This window comes from Azospirillum brasilense (assembly GCF_001315015.1).
Classification (GTDB): Bacteria; Pseudomonadota; Alphaproteobacteria; order Azospirillales; family Azospirillaceae; genus Azospirillum; species Azospirillum brasilense.
Map to the genome: position 1 here is coordinate 307,866 of NZ_CP012917.1, position 19,628 is coordinate 327,493.

At 69.8% G+C, this 19,628-nt stretch carries 18 protein-coding genes; 4 read left to right on the forward strand and 14 right to left on the reverse strand.

Annotated features, from left to right (window positions below):
• Positions 1–116 precede the first annotated feature (116 nt).
• Both AMK58_RS26330 and AMK58_RS26335 read right to left on the reverse strand, forming a co-directional pair.
• Positions 117–2,318 carry a xanthine dehydrogenase family protein molybdopterin-binding subunit gene (locus AMK58_RS26330; protein ID WP_059399654.1) on the reverse strand — a complete coding sequence of 734 codons (2,202 nt, stop codon included), beginning with the start codon at positions 2,316–2,318 and terminating at the stop codon, positions 117–119.
• A 3-nt stretch (positions 2,319–2,321) separates the two neighbouring features.
• Positions 2,322–2,780 carry a (2Fe-2S)-binding protein gene (locus AMK58_RS26335; protein ID WP_035682261.1) on the reverse strand — a complete coding sequence of 153 codons (459 nt, stop codon included), beginning with the start codon at positions 2,778–2,780 and terminating at the stop codon, positions 2,322–2,324.
• Between the two features lie 277 nt (positions 2,781–3,057).
• On the opposite strand from AMK58_RS26335, the gene AMK58_RS26340 reads away from it, so the two are divergent.
• Together AMK58_RS26340 and AMK58_RS26345 are read left to right on the forward strand one after the other, a co-directional pair.
• Entirely contained in the window at positions 3,058–3,951 is an 894-nt protein-coding gene (locus AMK58_RS26340) for a LysR family transcriptional regulator (RefSeq protein WP_035682263.1), read from the forward strand.
• Positions 3,952–4,078: 127 nt separating this feature from the next.
• Positions 4,079–6,463, forward strand: coding sequence for an EAL domain-containing protein (locus tag AMK58_RS26345; RefSeq protein ID WP_059399655.1), 2,385 nt, complete (start codon positions 4,079–4,081; stop codon positions 6,461–6,463).
• 49 nt (positions 6,464–6,512) lie between these two features.
• On the opposite strand, the gene AMK58_RS30710 is transcribed toward AMK58_RS26345, so the two are convergent.
• The 9 genes from AMK58_RS30710 to AMK58_RS26385 all read right to left on the reverse strand — a co-directional run bounded on the left by AMK58_RS30710 (position 6,513) and on the right by AMK58_RS26385 (position 14,392).
• The gene (locus AMK58_RS30710; RefSeq protein ID WP_014199676.1) at positions 6,513–6,677 is read right to left on the reverse strand and encodes a hypothetical protein; all 165 of its coding nucleotides are present in this window, start codon (positions 6,675–6,677) and stop codon (positions 6,513–6,515) included.
• 103 nt (positions 6,678–6,780) lie between these two features.
• Entirely contained in the window at positions 6,781–7,344 is a 564-nt protein-coding gene (locus tag AMK58_RS26350; protein ID WP_236778377.1) for a GNAT family N-acetyltransferase, read from the reverse strand.
• A 64-nt stretch (positions 7,345–7,408) separates the two neighbouring features.
• Positions 7,409–8,410, reverse strand: a complete 1,002-nt coding sequence (locus tag AMK58_RS26355) for a glycosyltransferase family 9 protein (protein WP_035682276.1) — start codon at positions 8,408–8,410, stop codon at positions 7,409–7,411.
• Between the two features lie 226 nt (positions 8,411–8,636).
• Positions 8,637–9,164 carry a flagellar protein FlgN gene (locus AMK58_RS26360; RefSeq protein WP_035682278.1) on the reverse strand — a complete coding sequence of 176 codons (528 nt, stop codon included), beginning with the start codon at positions 9,162–9,164 and terminating at the stop codon, positions 8,637–8,639.
• Complete coding sequence (locus tag AMK58_RS26365; RefSeq protein WP_035682281.1) at positions 9,161–9,466, reverse strand: rod-binding protein; 306 nt, start codon at positions 9,464–9,466, stop codon at positions 9,161–9,163. The genes AMK58_RS26360 and AMK58_RS26365 overlap by 4 nt, the downstream gene beginning before the upstream one ends.
• 24 nt (positions 9,467–9,490) lie before the next feature.
• Positions 9,491–10,627, reverse strand: coding sequence for a flagellar basal body P-ring protein FlgI (locus tag AMK58_RS26370; protein WP_035682292.1), 1,137 nt, complete (start codon positions 10,625–10,627; stop codon positions 9,491–9,493).
• 40 nt (positions 10,628–10,667) lie between these two features.
• Entirely contained in the window at positions 10,668–11,732 is a 1,065-nt protein-coding gene (locus tag AMK58_RS26375) for a flagellin (RefSeq protein ID WP_035682282.1), read from the reverse strand.
• A gap of 4 nt (positions 11,733–11,736) precedes the next feature.
• Positions 11,737–13,134 (reverse strand): flagellar hook-associated protein FlgK, encoded by a 1,398-nt coding sequence (gene flgK / locus AMK58_RS26380; RefSeq protein WP_035682285.1) that lies wholly within the window; start codon positions 13,132–13,134, stop codon positions 11,737–11,739.
• A 25-nt stretch (positions 13,135–13,159) separates the two neighbouring features.
• Positions 13,160–14,392: a flagellar hook protein FlgE gene (locus AMK58_RS26385; protein ID WP_014199683.1), complete on the reverse strand. Its 1,233-nt coding sequence runs from the start codon at positions 14,390–14,392 to the stop codon at positions 13,160–13,162.
• A 310-nt stretch (positions 14,393–14,702) separates the two neighbouring features.
• On the opposite strand from AMK58_RS26385, the gene AMK58_RS26390 reads away from it, so the two are divergent.
• A complete protein-coding gene (locus tag AMK58_RS26390) occupies positions 14,703–15,314 on the forward strand; it encodes a cold-shock protein (RefSeq protein ID WP_059399656.1) in 612 nt (203 codons plus the stop codon).
• A 75-nt stretch (positions 15,315–15,389) separates the two neighbouring features.
• On the opposite strand, the gene AMK58_RS26395 is transcribed toward AMK58_RS26390, so the two are convergent.
• Positions 15,390–15,713 (reverse strand): hypothetical protein, encoded by a 324-nt coding sequence (locus tag AMK58_RS26395; protein ID WP_014199685.1) that lies wholly within the window; start codon positions 15,711–15,713, stop codon positions 15,390–15,392.
• A 129-nt stretch (positions 15,714–15,842) separates the two neighbouring features.
• Complete coding sequence (locus tag AMK58_RS26400) at positions 15,843–16,886, reverse strand: hypothetical protein (protein WP_035682297.1); 1,044 nt, start codon at positions 16,884–16,886, stop codon at positions 15,843–15,845.
• A gap of 216 nt (positions 16,887–17,102) precedes the next feature.
• On the opposite strand from AMK58_RS26400, the gene AMK58_RS26405 reads away from it, so the two are divergent.
• Positions 17,103–17,306 (forward strand): hypothetical protein, encoded by a 204-nt coding sequence (locus AMK58_RS26405; RefSeq protein WP_035682299.1) that lies wholly within the window; start codon positions 17,103–17,105, stop codon positions 17,304–17,306.
• Between the two features lie 48 nt (positions 17,307–17,354).
• On the opposite strand, the gene AMK58_RS26410 is transcribed toward AMK58_RS26405, so the two are convergent.
• Positions 17,355–19,553, reverse strand: a complete 2,199-nt coding sequence (locus AMK58_RS26410; RefSeq protein ID WP_158283107.1) for a methyl-accepting chemotaxis protein — start codon at positions 19,551–19,553, stop codon at positions 17,355–17,357.
• Positions 19,554–19,628: the final 75 nt, after the last annotated feature.

Consider the following 19,628-nt stretch of genomic DNA (forward strand, 5'->3'; position numbering starts at 1 on the left):
CTGCCGTTTCCTCTTAACGCCGGACGTCATGAAATTGCAGCAAAAACGTCATACGGGCAGGACAGGGCAGACAGGCCGGGGGAGAAAGCCCCGGCCTGCCGTGTCCTGCGCCGTCCTTACACCATGCCGGAGCGGGTGAAGGGCAGGTGGTGCAGGCGCTTGCCGGTGGCGGCGAAGACCGCGTTGGCGACCGCCGGGGCGGCGGTCGGCACGCCGGGCTCGCCGACGCCGGTCGGACGGGCGGTGGAGGGGAGGATGTGCACCTCGACCGGCGGCATCTCCGAATTGCGGAGCGGTTGGTAGGTGTCGAAGTTGCTCTGGTCCACCAGCCCGCCGGTCAGCGTGATCTCGTCGCGCAGCGCGTGGCCGATGGCCCAGCCGGTGCCGCCGGAGATCTGCGCCTCGACGATGTTGGGGTTCACGACCTGCCCGCAATCCACCGCGCAGACCACGCGGTCGATGGTCACGCGGCCCTGGTCGTCCACCGAGACCTCGGCGACGTGGGCGACGAAGCTGCTGAAGCTCTCATGCACGGCGATGCCGCGGCCCTTGCCCTTGGGCAGCGGCTGGCCCCAGCCGGCCTTCTCGGCCGCCAGCTTCAGCACGCCCTGGAGGCGCGGGTGGTCCTTCAGCATCTCTAGCCGGAAGGCCACCGGGTCCTTGCCCGCCGCCGCGGCCAGCTCGTCGATCATCACCTCCTTGGCGTAGGCGGTGTGGGTGTGACCGACCGAGCGCCACCACAGGGTGGTCACCGGGGACTTCGGCGACTGCAGATCGACGTACAGGTTCGGCACGGCGTAGGCCATGTCCGAGGACCCCTCGACCGAGGTCGCGTCCACGCCGTTCTTGACCATCACGGCTTCGAACGGGGTGCCCTCCATGAAGCTCTGCCCGACGATCTTCTGCCGCCACGCCACCAGCGTGCCGGAGGCGTCGAGGCCGGCCTTCACCTTGTGCAGGAACAGCGGGCGGTAGCGACCGCCGTGGATGTCGTCCTCGCGCGTCCACACCAGATGGACCGGGGCCTTGCCATAAGCTTTGGCGATGGACACAGCCTCGGCGATGTAGTCGGCGTCGGTCGTGGCGCGGCGGCCGAAGCTGCCGCCCGCCCAGACGGTGTTGATCACCACCTGCTCCGGCTTGCAGCCCAGCATGGCGGCGGCGACCTTCTGCTCGACCCCCTGGAACTGCGAGCCGGCCCAGATGGTGCAGCCGCCGTCCGGGTTCAGCTCCACGGTCGCGTTCAGCGGCTCCATCGGGGCGTGGGCGAGGTAAGGGAAGACGAACTCCGCCTCCACCACCTTGGCGGCTCCGGCCAGCGCCTTCGCCGCATCGCCAGTATCGGTGGCCACGTTGCCCGGCTGGTCGGCCAGCTTGCGGTAGTCGGCGAGCATCTCGTCGGTGCCGCGCATCTCCGCCTTGGCGTCGTCCCACTCCACCGTCAGCGCCTCGCGGCCCTTCATGGCGGCCCAGGTGTTCTTGGCGACGACCGCGACGCCCCTCGGCACGGTCAGCACCTCCAGGACGCCCGGAACCTGCTTGGCCGCGGCGGCGTCCACCGACTTCACGGTGCCGCCGAAGCGGGGGGAGCGGGCCATCACCGCCGTCACTTGGCCGGGGCGGCGGATGTCCATGGCGAAGATCGCCGTGCCGTCGGTCTTGGACACATGGTCCAGCCGGTGCAGCGACGGGTTGCCGATGAGCTTGTAGTCCTTGGCGTCCTTCAGCGCGACATTCTGCGGGACGGGCAGCTTCGCCGCGTCCTCCGCCAGTTCGCCGAAGCGGGCGCTGCGATTGGAGGCGGCGTGGCGGACGACGCCCTTCTCCACCGTGACGGACGAGGCCGGGACCGACCAGCGCGCCGCGGCGGTGGCGACCAGCATGGCGCGGGCGGCGGCGCCGGCCATGCGCAGCTCGTCCCAGCTGTTGGCGACGGCGGTGGAGCCGCCGGTGCCCTGGATGCCGAAGAAGTGGTTGGCGTAGAGCGCGCCGTCCGCCGGGGCGAAGGCGCCGCGCATCTGCGCCCAGTCGGCGTCAAGCTCCTCCGCGACGATGGTGGTCAGGCCGGTCATGATGCCCTGGCCCTTGTCCAGATGCTTGACCAGCACGGTGACCGTGTCGTCGGCGGCGATGCGGATGAAGGCCTGCGGGCGCGGGTCCGCCGGGCCGACAACCTTGGGGGTGGCGGCCTCGCTGGCGAACCCCGTCCGGGGCAGCATGGCGCCGAGAACCAGGGCGCCGCCGGCCCCCTTGAGGAAGCCGCGGCGCGAGGGGGAGGCGACATCCGCCGCCGCCTGCTTGATGAGCTGGTTCAGCATGGCTCAGGCCCCCATCGCCTTGGCGGCGTCCTTGATGGCCGCGCGGATGCGCGGGTAGGTGGCGCAGCGGCAGACGTTGCCGTCCATCGCCGCGTCGATGTCGTCGTCCGTGGGGTTGCGGTTGTCGGACAGCAGCGCCACGGCGCTCATGATCTGGCCGGACTGGCAGTAGCCGCACTGCACCACGTCCAGCTTCTGCCAGGCGGCTTGGACGGCCTGGGCGACCGTGCCGGACACGCCCTCGATCGTGGTGATCTTGGTGCCAGCGGCGGATTCCGCCGGGGTCTGGCAGGCGCGGATCGGCGTGCCGTCCATATGGACGGTGCAGGCGCCGCACTGGGCGATGCCGCAGCCGAACTTGGTGCCGGTCAGGTTCAACTCGTCCCGCAGGACCCACAGAAGCGGCATGTCGCCGGGCACGTCGACGTCCCGGTCCTGCCCGTTGATGTTCAAACGAATCATCGGATGATCCCTGTCTCTCGACTCTGCCTGTCGGGTATTGTGGTGTGGGCCTTCGGCGGGCAATTCCTGCGTGAATCCCAGCTTCGAAAAGACCGTATGCAGTGTGGTCCCGTTCGGCGGGCGTGGCAAACATCCCAGTGTGGGAGTTGGTCTTCCGCGGAAGCGCCGGCCCTATCCGTTCGTTCGGCCCGCAAACGTGACCACGATCATCCTAACCGCTTCGCTGCGAGCCGAATAGCCGGTACAATCCGCTTGAGCTTATGAATTTGGTGCATGAATGAACCGGAACGACCTCAGCGATCTGGCGGCCTTCGCCGTCGTGGCGGAGGAGGGGAGCTTCACGCGGGCGGCAGCCCGGCTGGGGATGTCCCAATCCGCGCTCAGCCACGCCATGAAGGCGCTGGAGGACCGGCTCGGCCTGCGCCTGCTGGCCCGCACCACCCGCAGCGTATCCACGACGGAGGCCGGGCAGCGGCTGCTCCGTACCCTGCGGCCGGCGCTGGACGACATCGCCGCCGGGCTGGCGGCGGTGGGGGAACTGCGCGAGAAGCCCGCCGGCACGCTGCGCATCACCACCGGCAAGCACGCCGCCGTGCGGTTGCTGTGGCCCGTGCTGTCGCGCTTCCTCGCCGACTATCCGGAGGTGCAGGTGGAGCTGTCCATCGACAGCAGCCTGACCGACATCGTGGCCAGCCGCTTCGACGCCGGGGTCCGGCTGGGCGAGCAGCTCGAGAAGGACATGATCGCGGTGCGCATCGGCCCGGACATCCGGGCGGCCATCGTCGGCGCGCCCTCTTACTTCGCGCAGCATCCGGTGCCCTGCGCCCCGCAGGATCTGGCCGGGCACGACTGCATCAACTACCGTTTCACCACGTCCGGGGCCGTCTATGTCTGGGAGTTCGAGGAGGACGGCCATCCAGTGAACGTCCGGGTGACCGGATCGCTGGTGTCCAACGACATGGACGTCATCATGGCCGCCGCTCTGGACGGGCGGGGGTTGGCCTACATCTTCGAGGACGAGGTGGCGGAGCACGTCGCCGCCGGGCGGCTGGTCCGTGTGCTGGACGACTGGTGCAAACCCTTCCCCGGTTATTATCTCTACTACCCCAGCCGCCGGCAGATCCCGCCGGCTCTGGCCGCGCTGGTCGACGCGCTGCGCTACCGACTGTAGCATCCGCGCAACGTGAGCATGCCGATTCCGCGCTCCGGACGGATCCGAAAAAGGATTATTAACGTACCAAAAGATTAAGGTAATCGGATCAAGCGGCGCCGAGCCGCCGGAACGGGATGAACGCCGGATGATGCGTGTGTATGCCTGCATAACCCAGCAGCACGATCTGTGGCTCGTGCTGCTGGCGGGGGCGGTCTGTGGATTCGGTGCCTGGGTGTCCCTGAACCTCGCCCGCCGCGCTGCGGCGGCGGTGGGACGGGCGCGCTGGGGGTGGCTGGCCGGTGCCGCGACGGCGACCGGCGGTGGCGTGTGGGCAACCCACTTCATCGCCATGCTGGCCTTCCGGACCAGCCTGCCCATGGGCTACGACGTCGGTCTGACGGTCCTGTCGATCCTGATCGCCATCGGCGGTGCCGCGGTGGGCATCCGCCGCGCCATCGGCGGCGGGCGGCTGGCCGCGCCGCTGGGCGGCGCCATCGCCGGGGCCGCGGCGACGGCCATGCATTTCACCGGCATGGCGGCGCTCCAGGTTCCGGCCAACCTGCATTACGATCCGGCTTACGTCGCGGTGGCGCTGGGCCTGGGCGTCCTGCTGGGCGGGGCGGGCTTCACCGCCGCCCTCCGGATCGGATCGCTGAAGGGGCTGGCGGCGGGGGCGGCCCTGTTGGCGCTGGGCATCTGCGGGCTGCATTTCACCGGCATGGCCGGCGTGACGCTGATTCCCGATCCGCTGCACGACATGTCCGACGTGATCATGGAGCCGGGCCTGCTGGCGATCGCCATCGCGGTAACGGCCACGGTGGTGATGGCGCTGGGCCTCGCAGGGGCCATTGTCGACCAACGCTTGGCCGCGAGGGCGGCGCACGAGGCGGCGCGGCTGCGCGCCAGCGAGGAGCGGTTCCGCCAGCTCGCCGACGCCACCACGGAAGGCATCGTCATCCACCGCGACGGCGTGGTCCTCGACGTCAATCGCGCCATGGCGGAGCTGCTGGGCAAGCCGCAGGCGCAGTTCATCGGGCAATCCATGCTGCGCTTCGTGGTGCAGAACCGCCGCTCCGACATCGCGCGCAAGCTGGCCCAACCGACCTCCGAGCGGGTGGAGCTGGACCTGCTGCACGACGACGGCACCCTGGTGATGGTCGAGGCGCACGGGCAGGACATCACGCACGAGGGCCGTCCCGCCCGCGTCGTCGCCGTGCGCGACATCCGTGAGCGCAAGCGGGCGGAGGAGCGCATCCGCCACATGGCGCACCACGACCTGCTGACCGGCCTGCCCAACCGCTCCTTGTTTCTCGACCGGCTGAACGGCGCGCTGGCCAGCGCGGGTCGGGCACGGACTGGGGTGGCGGTGCTCTATCTGGATCTCGACCGTTTCAAGGCGGTGAACGACCTGCTGGGCCACCCGGCGGGCGACCGGCTGTTGCAGGAGATGGCGCGCCGGATGCTGGAGGCGGTGCCCAGCCACGACACGGTGGCGCGGCTGAGCGGCGACGAGTTCGCCGTGCTGCACCGCATCGCCCAGCCGGGCGAGGCGCTGGCCCTGGCCGACCGCCTGGTCAAGGCACTGGGCGTGCCCGCCGAATTGGACGGCCAGCGGATGGTGGTCGGGGCGAGCATCGGCATCGCCCTGTTCCCCCAGGACGGCGGCGGGGCGGAAGCGCTGCTCCAGCACGCCGACACCGCGCTCTACCGCGCCAAGTCGGAAGGGCGGGGCACCTTTCGCTTCTTCGAGGCGGAAATGGACGAGCGTCTGCAGGCCCGCCGCGGCCTGGAGCGCGACCTGCGCCAGGCGCTGGTTGACGGCGCGCTCAACGTCCATTACCAGCCGCTGGAGGACTGTCGTACGCATCGTATCCTGGGCTTCGAGGCGCTGGTGCGCTGGAAGCATCCGGAGCGCGGCATGATCCCGCCGTCGGAGTTCGTGCCGCTGGCCGAGGAGAGCGGGCTGGTGATGCAACTCGGCGAGTTCGTCCTGCGCACCGCCTGCCGGGACGCCCGGAACTGGCCAGACGCGGTCAAGGTGGCGGTGAACCTGTCGCCGATCCAGTTCCGCCATTCCGACCTCTCGGCCACCATCCTCGGCATCCTGGAGGAAGAGGGACTGCCGCCGCACCGGCTGGAGATCGAGGTGACCGAGGGGGTGATGATCGACGACACCGAACGCGCCCTGGCGGCGCTGACCGCCCTGAAGGCCGCCGGGGTGCGCATCGCCCTGGATGATTTCGGCACGGGCTACTCCAGCCTCAGCTACCTTCAGAAATTCACCTTCGACAAGCTGAAGATCGACCGCTCCTTCGTCCAGCTGATGGCGGAGAACCGCGAGTCCCTGTCGATCATCCGCACCATCCTGGCCCTCGCGAAGAGCCTGGACATCGCCGTCACGGCGGAGGGCGTGGAGACGGAGGAGCAGCGGACCCTTTTGAAGAACGAGTCCTGCAACCAGCTCCAGGGTTATCTGATCGGGCGCCCGGTTCCGGCGTCCGAGCTGGCGCGCTTCTACGAGCCGGCGTGAGGCGCCACTCCAGGCGCCATTCCGGACGTTTTTCGCGGCGTGGCGCGGGTCAGCGGATCTCGATGAGGTCCGTCAACTCGCGCACGACCAATTCCAGGCTGTCGGCCACGGCCTCGCACGACACCCGTTCCTCCGGGGTGGTGAAGTCGGCGGAGCGCAGGGTGGCGATCTGCTCCTTCAACCGGCCGATGTAGGCGATCAGCTTTTCTTCCATGCCCGGACCCCGTGGTGCGAGAGGCTTCCCGCAACCATAACAGGCGAGCGGGGGCTTTGGCGCTCGAATTCTCCGCCCGCCGGACTGTGGGCCTGCGCCGCCATCAGAGCGGCTTTCTCATGGCGCACCGCCGTGCAATGGGAAGCCCTGCCTGTCCCTCGGCCTGCAAAACCGCCTCCAGACGGGCGCCCAAATGGCCGTGATCCAATGTCATGAACCCAAGTCTCTGATAATAGGGCTCATTCCAGGGCACCTTTCTGAAGGTGGTCAAGGTCAGGGAAGAAACACCGTGGCGGATGGCATGGTGCTGAGCCGCGTCGATCAACGCCCGTCCGATGCCGCACCCCTGTTGATCTCGGTGGACAGCCACCTGCCAAATGTGAAGCGCGTCGGGGGTCACCTCCCCGTTCAGGAACGCCACGACTCCGCGTCCCTCCAACTCGGCGACGAAGGCAACGCCCGTCGCGATCAGGGCGCGATGCTGCGCCTCCGATTGGACATCGTCGTCGGCAATCCACTCCAGCCCGTCCGATTGCCGGAATATTTCACCGGAACTGCGCTCGATCTCCGGCAGGAGCGTCGCGTCGCGCTCGTTTGCCAATCTTATGCTTATCATGTGCGCCAAGAATTGACGGAGGCTACGCCCGCCATGGCCGATCACCGTCATCGGCCATCCGGCCCCCGGTTCCTCCGGAGTGGAGAGGGGTGGTCGAGCGGAAGGCGCGAGCGGCTCATGAACGGATGAGCCCCTCAACCTCCTTGATCGCGGCATCGGCGGGAATGCGTTCCATCTCGCGACCGCCGAAGGCGGCGGCGGTCAGCACCGTCCCCCGTGTCACCTTGGGGCGCAGCTTCTCCGCGATGGTCGGGCCGTAGAGGGTCAGCAGCGGCACGTCTGCGAGGCCGAACAGGTGGCTGGTCCCGCTGTCGTTGGCGACCGCCGCCGCGCAACGCCGGGTCAGCGCGATGGTGCGCACCGGGGAATAGCGCGGCTCGGCCAGTTCGGCGTCCTGGAGCGGGAACAGCGCCTGCGGCACGGCGGCGCGCAGCCCGGGCAGCCAGTCCAGCTCCGCCGGGCCCAGGATGAAGACCGGCACCCGCCCGCCGGCGACCTGGGCGCGGGCCAGTTCCACGAAGCGTTCCAGCGGCCAGCATTTTACCCGCTTGCCCGCCCCCGGCGCGATGGCGACGTAGCCCGGCCCGTCGGGCAGGACGGCGCGCGCCTCGGCCTCGGCCTCGGCCGGGATGGGAACGGCCATGTCCAGGGGGGGGCGCCGCCCGCCGGCGACCTCCAGCAGGTCGAACAGGCGGTCCAGCACATGCCGCGGCTCCGTGTAGCCGGGCGGTGGGCGGCGGTCCGACAGGCGGTAGCCGGCGCAGGCCGAGACGAACACGTCGTGCCGCAGCCGCCGCGCCAGCAGCGTCCGCCAGGGCAGCGCCTGGGTGTCCAGCACCAGGGAGAAGCGGTCCTTGATGGGCATGGGCCTCAGCAGGCCGAGCGGGCTGCGCCCGATGCCGGTGTCGGCGCGGAACTCGTCGATCAGCCCGTCCATCATCGGGCGCAGCGTGGTCGCCAGATGGGTGCCTTCGGTGGTGATCCAGGTGATCCGGTGGTCCGGGAACAGCCCCCGCAGGGCGCGCACGAAGGGAATCTTGATGAGCGCGTCACCGATCAGCTCGCCATGGGTGAAGACGGCGAGCGACGGGGAGCCGGCGCGGTCGTTTGCGGGCATGCGGAAGCCTTGGGAGGATGCGGCCAAGCGGACGCCGGACTATAGCGGCCCGCATCCGGCGGCGGAACCCTCCGCAAAGCCGCCGTCCTTCAATCCCCTCTCCCCTCTGGGGAGAGGAAGGGTGAGGGGGTTGCGCTTTTGCCGAACGTGCCGCCGCGCGCAACCCCCTCACCGGCCCTGCGGGCCACCCTCTCCCCAGAGGGGAGAGGGCTGTGATGGAGCCGGCCTACAGTTCCGCGTTCAGGCCCGACGCCGACAGCTCGACCGGGCGCACGGCGTGGCCGGAAGGGGCGTAGAGGCCGTCGCTGGCCGCCTTCTCCAGCGCCACCAGAAGGCTGCGGTTGATCGACAGCACCGCCTTGCGCATAGCGACCAACCCGGCCGCGTTGTCGTTGATGGCGCGGTCCAGCCGCTCCACCCGCTCCAGGATCATCGCGCGCAGGTCGTCGTTCAGCCGCAGCGTGCCCGACTGTGCCTGGGTCATGATGCCGCCCAGACGGTCGGCCATCGCCTGCTTGCGCCGGGCGTAGACCTCCAGCCCCTCCAGATCGCCGGCGGCAAGCGCCGCCGTCTCCTCGTCGAGCAGGACGCTCAACTCCGCCACCGTGTCGAGGAACTCCGTCATCACCACGGCGGTCGGCCCGTCGGCCAGCGCGGGGATCTCGGGCTCCGGAGCGGCGGCGGGCGCGGCGTCCTCGACCGGCTTGGCGTCGGGGGCGAATTCGCGGATCAGGTCCTTGAAACGGCGGCTCATCCCTTGGTTCCTTCGCTCGTCTGGCCGTAGAGGCGGGCCACGTCGGCTTCGACCATGCGGCCGATGCCCAGGGTGCCGGCCTCGGCGATCGCCTTGCCGTATTCCTGGAGCATGAAGCTGCGCCACGTCCGCTCGCCCTGGCCGCCGCCGAAGGCGCTGCCGGTCTCGATGCCGGCGAACATGGATTCCAGCATCTGCCCGACCATCAGCGCCTCGAACTCCTGCCCGGCCTTTTCGGCGGCCCGGTTTTGAGTGGCGGGCTTCGCGGCTTGGGTGGTTGTGGAAAGGGGGGAGATGTCCATCGTGTCGTCGTCCGGCCGGAGGTGTCAGATGATTTCCAGATCGGCGTGCAGCGCGCCCGCCGCCTTGATCGCCTGGAGGATGGCGACCATGTCGCGGGGCCCGACGCCCAGCGCGTTCAGCCCGTTGACGAGCTGCTGCAGGCTGACGTTGCCGCCAATGGTGACGAATTGGCGCCCGTTGCCCTCCTGCACCTGCACGTCGGTGCGCGGCACCACCACCGTCTGCCCGTCGGAGAAGGGCTGAGGCTGCGACACCTGGGGCGTCTCCACCACGCGGACGGTCAGGTTGCCCTGGGTGATGGCGACGCGGCTGATGCGCACGTCGTCGCCGATGACCACGGTGCCGCTGCGCTCGTCGACCACCACCCGCGCGATGCCGTCCGGGCGCACGGTGAGCTGCTCGATGTCGCCGATCAGCCGGGCGACCGCGCCGGTGTAGCGGGGCGGGATGCGGACGTCGACGGTGGTCGCGTCCAACACATGGACGGCGCTGCTGCCCAGCCGCACCGCCACCGCGTCGGCGATGCGGTTGGCGGTGGTGAAGTCGGGGTTGCGCAGGGCCATGCGAACGGCGGTCGTCTCGTCCAGCGCGAATTTCAGCTCGCGCTCGACGATGGCACCGTTGGCGATGCGGGCGCTGGTCGGCACGCCCTTGGTCACGTTGGCGGCCACTCCGCCCGCCGAGAAGCCGCTGACCGACAGCGACCCCTGGGCCACGGCGTAGGCCTGCCCGTCGGCGCCCAGCAGCGGCGTGACCAGCAGCGTGCCGCCGAGCAGGCTGGTGGCGTCGCCGAGAGCCGACACGGTGATGTCGATGGTCGTGCCCTGGCGGGCGAAGGGCGGCAGCGAGGCCGTGACCATCACCGCCGCGGCGTTGCGGGTGCGCAGCACCTCGTCGCGGGTGTTGATGCCCAGCCGCTCCAGCATGCCCTTCAGGCTCTGCTCGGTGAAGGGCGTGTTGATGAGCCGGTCGCCCGAGCCGTTCAGCCCGACCACGAGGCCGTAGCCGATGAGCTGGTTGCGGCGCACCCCGTCGAAGGTGACGAGATCCTTCACCCGCGTCTGGGCCAGCCCATCGCCCGCCATGGCGGCGGCACCCAGCAGGCAGGCCGCGGCCAGCGCTGCCACGCGGAGGGCTCGGCGGATCGGACCTTGCTTCATCAGACCGTCTTTCATCGTCCCGCAGGGAGGCCGTGCCGTCCTACAGGTAATTGGTCAGGCTCATCCGGGCGATGCGGGCGGTAGCCGCCGCGGTCGCCTCGATCTGCACTTCGAGCTGGTTCATGCGCAGGCTGGCCTCCGCCGGATCGACGCTTTCCATCGCGTCGAGCTGGTCGTTGAGGACGCGGAGCTGCGTCGTGTTCATCGCCGCGATGTCGTCGAGCTGGGCGCGGTGGATGCCCAGCTGCGCGGTGGCGTCGCGCACCCCCTCGATGCCGCCCGACACCTTGGCGACCGCCGCCTCCATGTAGGGCTTGTAGGCGTCCAGCGGCAGCTGGCTGGTGTCGATGCTGGCCAGCATGTAGAGGCCCTGGAGCAGGTCCCGCACGGCCGGGTCGTTGCCCTGGATGCCGTAGGGGATCTCGGTCGTGCGGTCGAGCCGGGCGCTGAGGCGCGGCGCGGTCGTGGGCGCCCCCTGATAGAACCCGCCCTCGAAGCTGAGCGGCGAGGCCGACGGTGCGGCGAACAGGTCGTCCAGCGCCGCCACGGCGGCGGCGGTCTCGGTCGGGGTCTGCGGCGATGACGTGCCTCCGGTGGCCGCGGCGATGGTGTCCTGCACGATCTGGATGGGCGAGGGCAGGCCGGAGTCGTCGCCCTGCACGGCGCGCATGGGGGCGGCCTTCACCTCCACCCCGCCGAACAGGTAGCCGTTGCCGGAGGAGGCGTTGAGCATGCCCACCACCTGCTCCAGCATGGCGCGGGCCCGCACCTGGAGCGAGCTGCCGGTGGGCGAGGGCTGGCCCAGCCCGACCGAGGCGGCGGCCAGAACGTCCTGCCCGGCGGACAGGATGTTGGTCAGCGCGCTGTCCATGGTGCCCAGCCGTCCCTGCAGCAAGGCGGTGGATTTCAGGGTTTGGTCGGTCTCGTCATAGAGGTTGCGCAGCGCGATGGCCTGACCGGTGCGCGCGCCCAGCGCCTTGGCGACGTCGAAATGCTTGCCGCTGGCGATCTCGTCGTTGTTGCGCAGCCGTTCGAGCTGAAGCTCGGTGTTGGCGGTCTGCAGGCGCTTGGAAAGGCCGAGGGTGGAGACGGCGTTGTAGAGCATGGCGTCAGTTCCGGATCTGGAGCAGCGTGTCGAGCATCCGCCCGGCGGCCTGGAGCACCTGGGCGCTGGCGCCGTAGCTCTGCTCGATCAGCAGCAGCTTCTGCATTTCGTCGTCGACGTTCACGCCGTCGCGGTTGAGCCGCGCCGATTGCAGCGCGTCGGCGCTGATCTTGCGGGTCTTCATCTCGGACTCGGCGGTGGTGCGGTAGCCCTGCTGGGTGGAGACCATGCCGGTGGCGTAATCGCCCAGCGTGGCCGAGGAGGGCAGGTCCGCCGCGGCGAAGCTGCGGGTGGCGGAAAAGGCGTTCAGGAAGCGGTCGATCTGCGTGGTGTCGCCCGACGCCAGCGGAGCGCCCGCCTGGACGCCGCTCTGCATCATCCATGGGTTGCTTCGCACGCTGCCGTTGACGGCGATGCGCGAGGCCAGCCCTTCCGTCGTGCCGTAGGCGGCGCCGGCGTCGGTGAACAGGCCGGGCTGGGTGGGGTCGGCCTCCGCCGCCTGGAACTGCTGGACGATGCCCGCCGCCAGCTCGTCGAGCTGGGCCAGCGCCCGCGGCATGTCCTGGTGGGCGGTCTGGACATAGCCCATGATGCGCCCGCTCTGGATGTCCTGGTCCGGGTTGTCGGAGATGATCTTGCCGCCGGCCACCAGATCGCCGCCGACGAGCTGAAGCGGCTGGGCGCCCGCCGGCAGCTCACGGTCGAGCAGCGTCTGGCCGTTGCGGGTCATCACCACCACCTCCCCGCTTTCGCGGGTGTGGATGCGGATGCCGATCTCGCTCGACACCTGATCGAGCAGCCGGTCGCGCTCGTCCATCAGGTCGCCGGTCTCGGCGCCCTTGGCCTTCTGGGTGGCGATGGCGCTGTTCAGCTCCCCGATGCGGACGAGCGAGCGGTTGACCTCGTCGACGGAGGACTGGAGCCGCGCCTTGGCGTCGTTCTGCACGGTGATGGCCGCGGCGGCGGTGTCATGCAGGCGGCGCACCAGCGATTCCGCGGAATCCACCACGGCGGTGCGCGCCGCCTCGTTGTCCGCCTGGTTGCGGAGCTGGCTGAAGGACTGCTGGAGTTTCGCCAGCGCGGTGGAGACGGACCGCTCGTCCTGCGGCTGGCCCAGCGCCGTGGCGTAGTCGGCCAGCGCCGAGGCGCGGGTTTCCTGCGCGGTGTACCGGCTCTGCTCGAACCGGGCGTCGCGGATCAGGAACTCGTCCACGCTGCGCAGCACGCCGTCGACGCGCACGCCCTGGCCGCGCCCGCCGCTGATCGCGGTGGAGACGGCCAGATCCTTGCGGACGAAGCCCGCGGTGGTGGCGTTGGTGATGTTGTGCGAGACCAGCGCGGCTTGCTGCTGGGTCGCGCGCAGCCCGGACAGGGCGGCGCTGAGGGCCAGTTGGAGGCTCATGGCGGGCTATCCCCTTTCCCGTCCGTCAGCGCTTCAGACGGGTGGTCTCGTCCACCATCTCGTCGGCGGTGCGCACCAGCGTGGCGTTGGAGGAGTAGGCGCGCTGCGTCTCGATCAGCGACACCAGCTCCTCGGCGATGTCGACGTTCGACTGCTCCAGCGCGTAGCCGGCGACCGAGCCGGCGGTGCCGCTGTTGCCGTTGCTCAGCGTCATCGTGCCGCTGTCGATGCCCAGCGTGTAGGTGTTGCCGTCCTGCGGGACCAGACCGCCGGGGTTGACCACATCGGCGACCGGCACCTGATAGAGCGGCTGGCGGGCGCCGTTGTCGTAGACGGCCCACAGCGTACCCGCCTTGTCGATGTCCACGGTGCTGACGCGGCCGGCGCGGGCGCCGTCGCCCATGAACTGCGGCACGTAATCGCCGTTGAGCTGCGTCAAGTTGCCGACCGTGACGTTGACGGTGTCCGGCGTCGGGTTGGCCGGCGAGGTCAGCGTGATCTGCGGCAGGGCACCCGCCGGCAGGCCGGCGTTGGCGCCCGTGGTGTTGAAGGTGACGGTGCTGGTGGACAGGGTGGCGGTGTAGCCGGCGGGCGGCGTGACCGACAGCGTCCACTCGTTCGGGTTGGCCGTCTTCGTCCAGGTCATCGTGACGTCGAGCGGGTTGCCGAGCCCGTCGTAGAGCGAGGTCGAGGTGTCGAAGCTGGTGCCGTCCGTGGCCTGGGCCGGCAGGTTGCCGGCGAAGCTCATCTGCGTCGTCTTGCTGCCGCCATAGGCCAGCCCGGCGATGGAGACGGCGCTCAGCCCGTCGAAGCTGCTGCGGTTCACCGCGGGCAGGCTGCCGTCCGGACCCAGCTTCCATGCCTGGAGATACTGGCCGGCGCTGTTGCGCAGGAAGCCCTGGTCGTCGGGCAGGAAACTGCCGGCGCGGGTCAGCGCGTAGCCGGGCGAGGTTCCGGTGGTGCCGGCGTTGTCGGCGACGACGAAGAAGCCGCGCCCCTCGATGGCCATGTCGGTGGCGGACTGGGTGCCCTGGATGGTCCCGTCCTTCAACACCTGATAATGCACGTTGGAGCGGACGCCGCCCGCGGAGTAGTTGCTCGTCGAGCCGGAGGAGGTCATCAGCGTCGAGAAGTCGACCGCGGCGCGCTTGTAGCCGATGGTGGCGGAGTTGCTGATGTTGTCCGAAATGGCGGCCATCCGCGAGCTTTGCGCGGACATGCCGCTCACACCGGACCGCATGGCGCTGAACAGGCTCATCGGGAGATCCTCATCCTAAATCGGTTGGGCCGGAAGCGAGCCACGGGATTCTCCGCGATGGACTTCGGAGGGGAGAGTACAGGGCGGCTTTTAAAGCGGATTTAAAGAGCGTTTTTGTGCGTTTACTTAAAATTTTCCGCTCTTTTGCTGCGGCGGTCCGTTGGGGCGGCGGCCGGGGGCGGCTCTTTCCCGTGGGGAAAGGGTGAAACCGAAGTGCGATTGCGGGGGCGGCGAACGGATGCCGCATTGCGCGGATCGACAAATCCGGTCACTGTTGGACCGGTTGTCCTCCATGCATCGAGTGTCCAGAGTGAGCGAAGAGCAAAAGCAGCAGGTTACGGCGGTCGTCAAATGGTACAAGGCCGACAAGGGCTTCGGCTTCGTCCGCTTCGCCGACGGAAGCGGTGAGGCGTTTCTGCATTCCCGGGTTCTCGCCTCGCTGGGCGAGGTGTCGCTGACCGAGGGCACCGGCCTCGTCTGCGACATCGCCGAGACCCCGAAGGGGCCGCAGGTCGTGGCCATCCATTCCATCACCCCCGCCGACCCGGCGGAGGCCAAGCCGGCCCGCGCGCCGAAGCAGCGCCGGCAGCGCCAGCCCGAGGCCGGCGATCCCCAGGCCGTCCGCCCCGCCGCTCCGGCGGCCATCCGCGAGCCCAAGCCGCGGCGCGCCGAGCGGCCGGCTCCGGCCCTGATGCCGGTGCCCACCGGTGAGATGATCTATGGGACCGTGCGCTGGTACAATCTGGACAGCCAGTCCGGCCTGATCGACGCGTGGGACGACGAGACGGGCATCGGCGTCTATTTCGACCGCGCGATCCTGCGCCAGTCCGGGCTGGAAGTGGTGGCCGACGGCGAGGACGTGCGTTTTGTCGCCGTGCCGGGCGACGGCGGCCCGACCGCGCTGCGCGTCGAATTGGTGTGAGCCAACGGGAATCAGGCGCCGCCGGGCTGAGACCCCGGCGGCGCCTGATTCAAACCGGGACCCCGGCTGACGCGCTCAGCGGGGGGTGAAGGACCGCGAGGGACGGCGCTCGACGACGACCGGCGGGCGCTGGTCCATGCCGCCGGAAGGGCGGGACGGGTAGTGGCCGCGGGATTCGGAGGAGTCCATCCGCCCGGCGGCCTCGCGCACCTCGAAGATGCGGCGTTCGACCGGCAGGCTCTCCGCCAGGACGATGACGGTGTTGAGCGAGATCCGGTCGATCGCCGGCTCCATCCGGTCGGCGCGCAGCCGGCCCGCCTGCACAAGTTCCTCCACCTCGGCTTCCGAGCACTTCAGCCAGGCCGCCGCCTCGGCGATGGAGAGTGACTGGTCGCGCATCGAAGAAGCTCCAAGACTGGGGTGGGGACGGGAAACCGGGTTGCCAATAGGGGTGTACCCGATTTCCGCGCCGAACAACAGGGTGGCGAAAGGGCGTCCCGCCACAAGACGCCCGGGAACCGCTTCTTTTTACTCCTTGGTCACGCTCCGGCAGCGTTGCTGGAGCAGGGCGACGGCCTGGGCGGCCTCGTCGCCCTGCAGCGTGAAGGCCCGCTCGTCCAGCAGCCGCCCGTCGGCGTTGAAGGCGCGGACGAACAGGCCGTGCGCGGTGCTGGTCACCACGGTGTCCACCACGGCGTCCGCCGTCTCGTCGCTCGCCACGTCGATGAAGGAGGCGAGTTCCGACAGCTCGCCGTCGTCCGTCCAGTCGGCCTCGGCGATCAGGTCGAGCAGATCGTTCAGCCCGCCGGCCGGCTCGCAGCGCTGGACACGTGGATCGGCGCCCTGGATGGCCGCCGTGAAGCGGGTCAGCGCCTCGCGGATGCGGGTTTCCTCCGCGGGGTCGAGCTCGGGTTCGCCGTCCTCGCCGATGCGGGCCAGCCCGAGGAAGTCGGGAACCGCATCCTCGCCGGCGGCCTCGACGGCTTCCGCCTCTTCCTCGATCAGCCCGACGACGCCGACCAGCCGGGTGCCGGTGTCCGCCGGATCGGCCAGCAGGTCGCCTTCGCGGACGAAGCGCAGCGCCGCGTCGGTCGAGTCCAGCATGCGCAGCAGCAGGGTGCGGCGGTCGGCGGCTTCCAGATAGACCAGCGCTTCCGGCTCCAGCCAGACCGGCAGCAGGCGCGTGTCGGCGGCGGTTTCCAGCAGGCCGGTGGAATCCAGCGCCTCTTCGATGGTCTCTACGGCGGGCGGCTGCGACAGGTCGCCGGACACCTCCACCGCCAGCCAGAAGAGGGTGGCGATCATGTCGTCGCCCTGGGCGTCGGTGCGGCGGACGGATTCGGCGATGGTTTCCACCTCGTCGAGGAACTCCGGCTGTTCCTCCTCGCGCAGCTTGTCCAACGCGGCTTCCAGCACCGCCTGGCGTCCGGCGTCCAGCGTCTCGTCGAGCAGTTCATCGAAGCGGCGGTCGCTGTTGCGCCAATAGCGGACCAGGCGGTCCGCCGGCGTGCCCGTGAAGGTTCCGGAGGCCGGCTTGTCCGCGCCGTTCCGCCCGTTGCCTGTCTTTGCCATGCTGCCTCTCCTGACTGGTCCGCCGGCGCTGTCGGGCGCGGGGGTGACGATACGGGCAGTGACCGTAGTGGCCGAAGGGCGCGCTGGCAAGCCGCCTGTCGAGCCACCTGTCAAGCCGCCCGTCAAGCCGTTGTCTTGCGCTTTCAGGGCACTCGACAGCGGCGGCCGTCCTGCGGCAGGCTGGAGCCCGCAATCAAAAGCCGGAGGGCAGGACCCGTGACGACGCGCGATGAGACCGAGGTCCTGCTGGAGGAGCTTCGCAAAGGCTTCGGCGTGGCCTCGAACAGTGAGCTTCTGCACCTGCTCGCTGCGCTGGGGCGGGTCGTCCTGGACGAATCCAGCCGGGACGAGCGTGGACGCCGCGTGCTGAAGATCATCGGCAAGGGCGGGCGCGAACGCCAGATCGTGATCTCGGAGTAGGGGAGAAACGCCCTTCCCCGCGCACCGCCGCGGGGAAGGGCGTCCTTATCAGCTCGCGCGGACGCGCTGGAGGAAGCCGGACAGCTCGCGGTTGAGCGCGTTGGCGCCGTCGGCGAGGTCGTGGGCCTTGTCGAGGAGCGTGCGGGCGGCGGTGCCGCTGCGGTCGGCGGCGGCGTTGACGCCGGCGATGGTCTGCGTCACCTCGGTGGTGCCCAGCGCCGCCTGATGGACGTTGCGGGCGATCTCCTTGGTGGCGGCGCTCTGCTGCTCCACCGCTGCGGCGACGGTGGCGCCGATGGTGCCGACGCGGGTGACCACCTGGACGACCGCCTGGATCTCCTGCACGGCCTCGCCGGTGGCGCTCTGGATGCCGGCGGCCTGGGCGGCGATCTCGCCGGTGGCGCGGGCGGTCTGGGCGGCCAGCGCCTTCACCTCGTTGGCGACGACGGCGAAGCCCTTGCCGGCCTCCCCGGCGCGGGCCGCCTCGATGGTGGCGTTGAGCGCCAGCAGGTTGGTCTGGCTGGCGATGTCGTTGATGAGATCGACGACGCGCCCGATGCTCTGCACGGAGTCCGCCAAGCCGCCGATCTGCCCGTTGGCGCGCTCGGCCAGGGTCATCGCCTCGCGGACGATGTTGGTGGACTCGGTGATCTGCCGGGTGATCTCCTCGATGGAGCTGGTGAGCTGCTCCGACGCGGCGGCGACGGTCTCCACGTTGGCCGAGGTCTGCTCGGTCGCGGCGGCGACGCTGGTGGCGAGACGGTTGGTCTCCTCCGCCGTGGCCGACATGCTGCGGGCGCTTTCCTCCATTTCGGTGGATTCCGCCACGAAGCGGCTGACCACGCTGCCGACGGCCCCCTCGAAGCTGCTGGCGATCTCCTCCAGCGAGCGCTTGCGGTCCTCCTCGGCGCGGCGGGCGGATTCGATCTGCTCGGCCTCCAGCCGGCGCTTGGCGAGGGCGTTCTCGCGGAAGACCTCCACCGTGCGGGCCATGGCGGAGATTTCGTCGCGGCCGCCGGACGGAACCGTCACGTCGAGGTCGCCGGCGGCGATCTTCTCCATCCCGCCCTGGAGGGTGAGCAGACGGCGCACCACCATGCGGCGCACGAAGACCAGGATGACCAGCGCCGACAGCAGCAGGCTGACCACGCCGACCCCGATCTGCAGGATCGTGCCGTTGGACAGCGCCTTCTCGCTCTCCTCGGCGGCGTCGGTGATAGCGCCCTCCTGCGTGTGCACGAGGTTCACCACAGCCATGGTCAACGTTTCGGACAGGCTCAGGTTGTTGGTCAGCAGGTCCCGCTGCGCCTTCAGGATCTCCAGCTCGGCCAGACGGGTGGGAATCAGCCCGTCCGGCTCGATCGAGAGGGTTTCGATCGCCTTCAGCGGCTCGGCCATCGCTTGGCGCGAGGCTTCGGGCAATTGGCTGGAGCTGGCGGTCATGGTGGTTACGAGAATGCGCGTCTGCGCCTCGATGATCGAGAGCCGGCTTTCGTCGAAGCTGGCGGCGGCTTCGGTCAGCAGGCCGCGGACGGTGGTGGCGCCATCGTCGATGCTGCGGACGAGGGTGAGCTGTTCCTCGGTCTGGAGATACTCCTCGCCGGCTTGCAGCCGCTCCTCCGCTGGCCGGGTGTCGTCCCGGAATGCGGCGCGCTGCATGTCCACGCCGCTGCTGTGGATTGACTTCCAGGGCGCCACGAGTTGCGACAGGCGCCGCGTGGCGATGACCACCTGCTCCAGCAGTTCGGCGCGGCGGTCGCTCAGCCCGATCCGCTTGTCCGCCGCCTGATCGAGCAGCGTGACGTTGGCGAGCAGGGCCTGGGCGGCGCTGCTGGCGGCGGCGGTTTCGGACTGTCCCCCGGCGTGGGACGCGGCGTTGGCGCTGTTCTGCTCCAGTTCGGCCAGATCGCGCAGCTCGCGCTCGAAATCGTGCCGCTCCATGGCGATGCGCGCCGCGAGATCCGCCTTCTCCTCCTTGCTGGTGACGGAGCGAAAGGCCGGAGCCAGCGCGTCGATGCGGCCGGCGTGCTGGGCCGCCCGCAGGGCGCCGAGCGCGGACGGCACGGCCTCCGCGGTGATGACCTGCAGCGTCCGGCCGAAGCCGGCGTATCCGGTCAGCGCCACCCCGATGGCGACGAGCGTGCAGCACATCACGGCGCCGACACCGGTGAACAGACGCCCCTGAACGCCTCCCAGCCGGCTTGGGCGCACCACCTTATCCTGGGCAATTCCTAACGGTTTGGACATGTCATCTCTTCCCCAACGGCGGTCTTGCTTCTCGTTGGCGCCGCCGCACGCCGTCCGCGGCGGGCCTTGTCCCCA

Excerpts from the sequence above, each read along its gene's own strand:
- AMK58_RS26330 (WP_059399654.1), bottom strand. The coding sequence starts at position 2,318 with ATGCTGAACCAGCTCATCAAGCAGGCGGCGGCGGATGTCGCCTCCCCC.
- AMK58_RS26335 (WP_035682261.1), bottom strand. The coding sequence starts at position 2,780 with ATGATTCGTTTGAACATCAACGGGCAGGACCGGGACGTCGACGTGCCC.
- AMK58_RS26340 (WP_035682263.1), top strand. The coding sequence starts at position 3,058 with ATGAACCGGAACGACCTCAGCGATCTGGCGGCCTTCGCCGTCGTGGCG.
- AMK58_RS26345 (WP_059399655.1), top strand. The coding sequence starts at position 4,079 with ATGATGCGTGTGTATGCCTGCATAACCCAGCAGCACGATCTGTGGCTC.
- AMK58_RS30710 (WP_014199676.1), bottom strand. The coding sequence starts at position 6,677 with ATGGAAGAAAAGCTGATCGCCTACATCGGCCGGTTGAAGGAGCAGATC.
- AMK58_RS26350 (WP_236778377.1), bottom strand. The coding sequence starts at position 7,344 with ATGACGGTGATCGGCCATGGCGGGCGTAGCCTCCGTCAATTCTTGGCG.
- AMK58_RS26355 (WP_035682276.1), bottom strand. The coding sequence starts at position 8,410 with ATGCCCGCAAACGACCGCGCCGGCTCCCCGTCGCTCGCCGTCTTCACC.
- AMK58_RS26360 (WP_035682278.1), bottom strand. The coding sequence starts at position 9,164 with ATGAGCCGCCGTTTCAAGGACCTGATCCGCGAATTCGCCCCCGACGCC.
- AMK58_RS26365 (WP_035682281.1), bottom strand. The coding sequence starts at position 9,466 with ATGGACATCTCCCCCCTTTCCACAACCACCCAAGCCGCGAAGCCCGCC.
- AMK58_RS26370 (WP_035682292.1), bottom strand. The coding sequence starts at position 10,627 with ATGAAGCAAGGTCCGATCCGCCGAGCCCTCCGCGTGGCAGCGCTGGCC.
- AMK58_RS26375 (WP_035682282.1), bottom strand. The coding sequence starts at position 11,732 with ATGCTCTACAACGCCGTCTCCACCCTCGGCCTTTCCAAGCGCCTGCAG.
- flgK (WP_035682285.1), bottom strand. The coding sequence starts at position 13,134 with ATGAGCCTCCAACTGGCCCTCAGCGCCGCCCTGTCCGGGCTGCGCGCG.
- AMK58_RS26385 (WP_014199683.1), bottom strand. The coding sequence starts at position 14,392 with ATGAGCCTGTTCAGCGCCATGCGGTCCGGTGTGAGCGGCATGTCCGCG.
- AMK58_RS26395 (WP_014199685.1), bottom strand. The coding sequence starts at position 15,713 with ATGCGCGACCAGTCACTCTCCATCGCCGAGGCGGCGGCCTGGCTGAAG.
- AMK58_RS26400 (WP_035682297.1), bottom strand. The coding sequence starts at position 16,886 with ATGGCAAAGACAGGCAACGGGCGGAACGGCGCGGACAAGCCGGCCTCC.
- AMK58_RS26410 (WP_158283107.1), bottom strand. The coding sequence starts at position 19,553 with ATGTCCAAACCGTTAGGAATTGCCCAGGATAAGGTGGTGCGCCCAAGC.